The organism is Leptospira yanagawae serovar Saopaulo str. Sao Paulo = ATCC 700523, assembly GCF_000332475.2.
Taxonomy (GTDB): Bacteria; Spirochaetota; Leptospiria; order Leptospirales; family Leptospiraceae; genus Leptospira_A; species Leptospira_A yanagawae.
Window position 1 is genome coordinate 1 of sequence record NZ_AOGX02000045.1, and the last position, 4877, is coordinate 4877.

Sequence of the window (4877 nt, forward strand, 5' to 3'; positions counted from 1 at the left end):
AGAGTATATTCCGGTGATACTAGATATGATACGTTACAGAATATTGAATATGGATTACGTGGTAACTATACTAAATCAGATGCTTTTCAATCTGTAGTAATAGAATTTGGTGCTAATGTATAAATTCAAAAACGTCGTATAACAGCGACTTACCGCTACGCTTCGGGACAAGCCCTCGCTCGGCCTACGGCAAATTCCCCTTCTGGCATTCGCCTTGCTTACGCAAGCTACATGCCAGTCCCTAACGTCCCGTTCGGGACTCAGGGTCGGGGAACTTCGGTAAGTCTATTCGTTATGCGACATGAGCTAAAAAATGTTTTTTTAAAACAATATCGAAAGTTGGAAGAATATGAAAAATGTAACTATTTTTTAGTTGCATTATTTTCGCTTTCGAGTTATTTCAATATTTAGTGTCCAAAAAAGATAAACTTTTAGCTAGAATATTATCTAAACCAAAGGATTTTACTTACGATGAACTCAGGAAGCTTTTGAATGGATTCGATTATACAGAAGACAATTCAGGAAAATCTTCTGGATCAAGAGTTGCATGGATTCATGAAAAAGGAAAACATGTGATTAGGTTACACAAGCCTCATCCTGGTAATATTTTAAAATCATACCAAATAAATCAAATTATTGATGAATTAAAATCGGAAGGGTATTTAGAATGAAAGATTTAATGGAATATAAAGGATATCTTGGTTCTGTTCATTTTGATTCAGAAGATGAAATTTTCTACGGAAAAATTGAAGGAATAGAAGATTTAATTTCTTTTGAAGGAAAATCTGTTAATGAAATAAAAAAAGCATTCATTGAATCTGTTGATGATTATCTCCACGTATGTATAAAAGTTAAAAAAGATCCAGAAAAATCTTTTAAAGGTTCTTTCAATGTCAGAATCCCAACTGACCTTCATAGAAAAGCTTACCGAAAATCTTTGATAGAAGGAATTTCTTTAAATCAATTAGTTCAAAAAGCTATTGAAAAGGAAATCAAACAAGACAAAGCTCACGTCGCATAACAGCGACTTACCGCTTCGCTTCGGCACAAGGCCTCGCTCGGCCTGCGGCAAATTCCCCTTCTGTCACTCGTCTGCATCCGCAAACTACGTGCCAGTCCCTAACGTCCCTCCGGGACTCAGGGTCGGGGAACTTCGGTAAGTCTATTCGTTATGCGCAACGAGTTAAATTGGGATAAGAATTATTAAATTAACTTTGACTTCATTTTTAGAATTAAAATACCCAAATATATGAACAAAATAGATTTTTATTCAAAACAAGAATTCCTAATTAAACTTCTGTTAATAATTATCCCGTTCCTTATAACATTTCTAATTATTATTTGGGAAATGACTGAAATGAAAATAGCGGATACTGAAGATGTTTTTATATATTTGCCAGGCACTTATTGCATTTATATAAACAGTAATGATGAACAAAGAATGTGTAAAGAATGTTTATACGATTGCCCGATCTCATTCGACAACACAACATTCGAAAATTACAAAGGTCAGTTTATTCCTAGAAAGGTTCTAAATATAAATAAAATAGGACATTATAATTTCAAAAAATATTTAGAAAAAGAAACAACATTCTATACAAGTAAATTTTTGCGACTTTATACTTTAATTGGCTTTGCAATCGTCTTCTTTATAATAATAAATATATTTACAAAGGCAAATCTCGGTTTATTCTAAATTAATCAAAATTTAACATAAAAGTTATTTACCTAAAAAGACACAATTTAAAAAGAAAAAAGCACATCCCCCCCCCCATTCAAATCACTTGAAACATTTGCAGCTTTATAATTGAATTGCCTAAGATTAAATTCATGAATAGATAATTTGCAGAAGTATTATTCTACTTTATTAAAGAGTTTAATCTTCCTATCAACTTCCCAGATACTATAATTTGGAAAATGAAACATTAAGTATTTTATTTAAATCACAAACCATTTAACAAACTGTTAAAACTGATTTGAAATTTCTCTAAAATACAAACAATTCAATTCCAAGCATAACTCGCAGCGCATAACAGCATGTAAACGCTTCACTTCGGCACTTGCGGCCTCGTTTGGGCTACGCCACATTCCCCTCTGGCACTCCTCTTGCTTTCGCAAGCGTCGTTCCAGTCCCTAACGTCCCGTCCGGGACTCAGGGTCGGGGAACGTCGTTTACACTAGTTCGTTATACGCAATATCCAAAAAGTGATTAAGAAACTATTAGTAAGTATTCACGCTAATATTTTTGAATTAACGCATTTTTATTTATGATATTCGTTTTATCGCAGTTCTGCCAATTAACTAGAAAGTTTTAATGAAAATTTTCACCTTTAGAAATAAGAATTAAGAGAAATGATGAACTAAAGATGGAAATGAAGAGTTCTTGGTTTAATCTTATATAAAATATTATTTTTGGACGGCGACTCTATTTTTTGACCTGCTCCCCAAAAACTGCACCGATATTTAAGTTAGTTTTCTCCGATATTAAGGAGAGAGCATTATGGCAAGAAAGAAGATAGAAGAAAGCGAGATTTTTCGGATATTAAAGGAAGCAGAACAGGTATCCAATCAGAACTTCACGAAATACGGAATCACTGAACAAACATTTTATCGCTGGCGTAACAAGTATGGAAGGAATGGAGCTTAGCGAAATCAAGAAGATGAAGGCACTCGAGACAGGAAAATTCAAATCTACGTAATAACTTCGTATAGCATACATTATACGAAGTTATACGATACAAACACGAGCGCTTCACTCTTCATTTGAAATTACTTGACNCTTCCAGAGTTTAAGCGTATCTTAATGGTTGAAATGTTTAGAGAAAACTAAACTTATCCATTGGTAACTGAAAATAGGGGGCAGGTCATTTTACATAATGTAAAGATTAGGATACTTTTTTTATTAAATTCAAAAAAAGAATTTGAGAAAAATACACCTTAAGAAGATAAAAATGAAAGAAAAAGAAATGCAGATTAATTTGTTTTCTAATTACTTTATTTTCTCACCTTGGATACTGCGTATAACAGCGGCTAACCACATCGCTTCGGGACAAGCCCTCGCTCGGCCTACGGCACATAGGCTTTCTGGCACTCGTTTGCATACGCAAACTACGCGCCAGTCCCTAACGTCCCGATTCCGGGACTCAGGGTCAGCCTACGTCGGTTAGCCTATTCGTTATACGCAATTCCTAAAAAACCAAGATATAAAATGAAAAAAATATTTTTGATTTTAATTATACTAAATACTAATATGAAACTAGCAGCTAAGGATAAATATATACCTATTGCAGGAACAGAGGTTAATATAAGAAAGGATCCAAACTTAAACTCTCAGGTGATAATTCAGTTACCAATAACTAAATTAGTAAAAATAAAACCAAATATGAAAGTTAGAGATACGATAAATAATGTCAGCGGCAATTGGATTTTTATTGAAACTGGATATTCTTCAAAGGATGAAAATAAAGACGGTTGGGTATTTGATACATATTTAGGAACTTCTGAAAAATTTAAAAAACCCAAAAGATGGACCTTTAAAGAATTCAACGGTACCTCTGGTGATTATTATCTAAACTTAAAAATGAAGGAAGACGCAACTTACAAATTTAGTTACGAACTTTGCGCTGGCGCAAATTGTCTTCCGAAAACTGAGTGCTTTAATAAACTAGATAAAAAAATTGTTAAAAAGGGATATATTCTTTGCGAAGGAAATGGAGTTATTCTGATATATAGAGATTTAGTTTGGCTCAAACATTATGGAGAGGAAACTAATGAGTATCTTTATATAAAGAATAAAAAATTATGCATGCAGGGAATGCTAGAAGATGATTGCGATTAGAAAATATTAGGAACTGCGTATAACTGACGCTTGCCGTTCCGGGAGGGACAAGCCCTCCCTCCAGGCTCCGCCAAATTCCCCTCCGTCACGTCTCTTGCCTACGCAAGATCCGCGCCGACGCTAACGCCTCCTACAGAGGCTCAGCTCCGGGGAACTTCGGCAAGCTAGTTACGTTATGCGCAATAGGAAAAAATACTTTTACAATTAACTTTTTAGTTAGAAATCTGAAAGAATTTGAGGATATTAATAAAACGACTTTGTTTCAATTATAATTTCCATTTAAATAAATTCATTAAGATTTAGTTTAATTCAATGAATAAGTTAGTATACATTTGTTGTTTATTCTTAATATTTAATTTTTTTTACAATGGTTTTTCACTACCAGAAGCTATATTAGATAATTCAATCAAAGCAAATAATTTTTCCACAAAAGAAACGAATTTATACTTTGCGAAGTGGAATTCTATTGATATTAAATACGGTATTTTCGAAGGGAAAACTATTTGGATTTCAAATAATGAACCGATTTACGGATTGAAAATAATATTTAATCCAGGTAAATATACGAGTATGACTGATTACGATGGAATTTTCAGGGCAAAATTACCTTTTGGAAAATATAAACTTGATATTTTCTATTTAAATCTTTTATTAAAAACAGATTATATTATTATCGATTCGGAAAGCCATACCAAACTATATTCATTTCAGGATTTACCCAATCAATCAACTATAGAGATTAAAAATAGTTTATAAAACTTTCCTACTGCGCATAACAGCGACTTACCGCTACGCTTCGGCACAAGGCCTCGCTCGGCCTACGGCAAATTCCCCTTCTGGCATTCGCCTTGCCTTCGCAAGCTACATGCCAGTCCCTAACGTCCCGCAGGGACTCAGGGTCGGGGAACTTCGGTAAGTCTATTCGTTATGCGCTATTTGTTAAAATACAATGAATAGAAGAACATGAGAATGGAAACAAATGTTAAAAAAAGCAAAAGCCTACTTGGATATCAGCTACTGGAATAATAGGTATTATTTT

5 protein-coding genes are annotated in these 4877 nt (G+C 33.8%); all 5 read left to right on the plus strand.

The window, feature by feature from the left end:
- Nucleotides 1-410 precede the first annotated feature (410 nt).
- A complete protein-coding gene (locus LEP1GSC202_RS17970; RefSeq protein ID WP_039928887.1) occupies nucleotides 411-671 on the plus strand; it encodes a type II toxin-antitoxin system HicA family toxin in 261 nt (86 codons plus the stop codon).
- The gene (locus LEP1GSC202_RS17975; RefSeq protein ID WP_015679191.1) at nucleotides 668-1021 is read left to right on the plus strand and encodes a type II toxin-antitoxin system HicB family antitoxin; all 354 of its coding nucleotides are present in this window, start codon (nucleotides 668-670) and stop codon (nucleotides 1019-1021) included. Before LEP1GSC202_RS17970 ends, LEP1GSC202_RS17975 begins: the two co-directional genes overlap by 4 nt.
- A 1479-nt stretch (nucleotides 1022-2500) precedes the next feature.
- The gene (locus LEP1GSC202_RS19780; RefSeq protein WP_015679190.1) at nucleotides 2501-2647 is read left to right on the plus strand and encodes a transposase; all 147 of its coding nucleotides are present in this window, start codon (nucleotides 2501-2503) and stop codon (nucleotides 2645-2647) included.
- A gap of 603 nt (nucleotides 2648-3250) precedes the next feature.
- Nucleotides 3251-3838 carry an SH3 domain-containing protein gene (locus tag LEP1GSC202_RS17985; RefSeq protein WP_244147773.1) on the plus strand — a complete coding sequence of 196 codons (588 nt, stop codon included), beginning with the start codon at nucleotides 3251-3253 and terminating at the stop codon, nucleotides 3836-3838.
- Between the two features lie 312 nt (nucleotides 3839-4150).
- Nucleotides 4151-4594, plus strand: a complete 444-nt coding sequence (locus tag LEP1GSC202_RS20295) for a hypothetical protein (RefSeq protein ID WP_039929471.1) — start codon at nucleotides 4151-4153, stop codon at nucleotides 4592-4594.
- The last annotated feature ends 283 nt before the right edge of the window (nucleotides 4595-4877 follow it).

Coding starts and splice junctions, on each gene's coding strand:
- LEP1GSC202_RS17975 (WP_015679191.1), top strand. CDS start 668: ATGAAAGATTTAATGGAATATAAAGGATATCTTGGTTCTGTTCATTTT.
- LEP1GSC202_RS19780 (WP_015679190.1), top strand. CDS start 2,501: ATGGCAAGAAAGAAGATAGAAGAAAGCGAGATTTTTCGGATATTAAAG.
- LEP1GSC202_RS17985 (WP_244147773.1), top strand. CDS start 3,251: ATGAAACTAGCAGCTAAGGATAAATATATACCTATTGCAGGAACAGAG.
- LEP1GSC202_RS20295 (WP_039929471.1), top strand. CDS start 4,151: ATGAATAAGTTAGTATACATTTGTTGTTTATTCTTAATATTTAATTTT.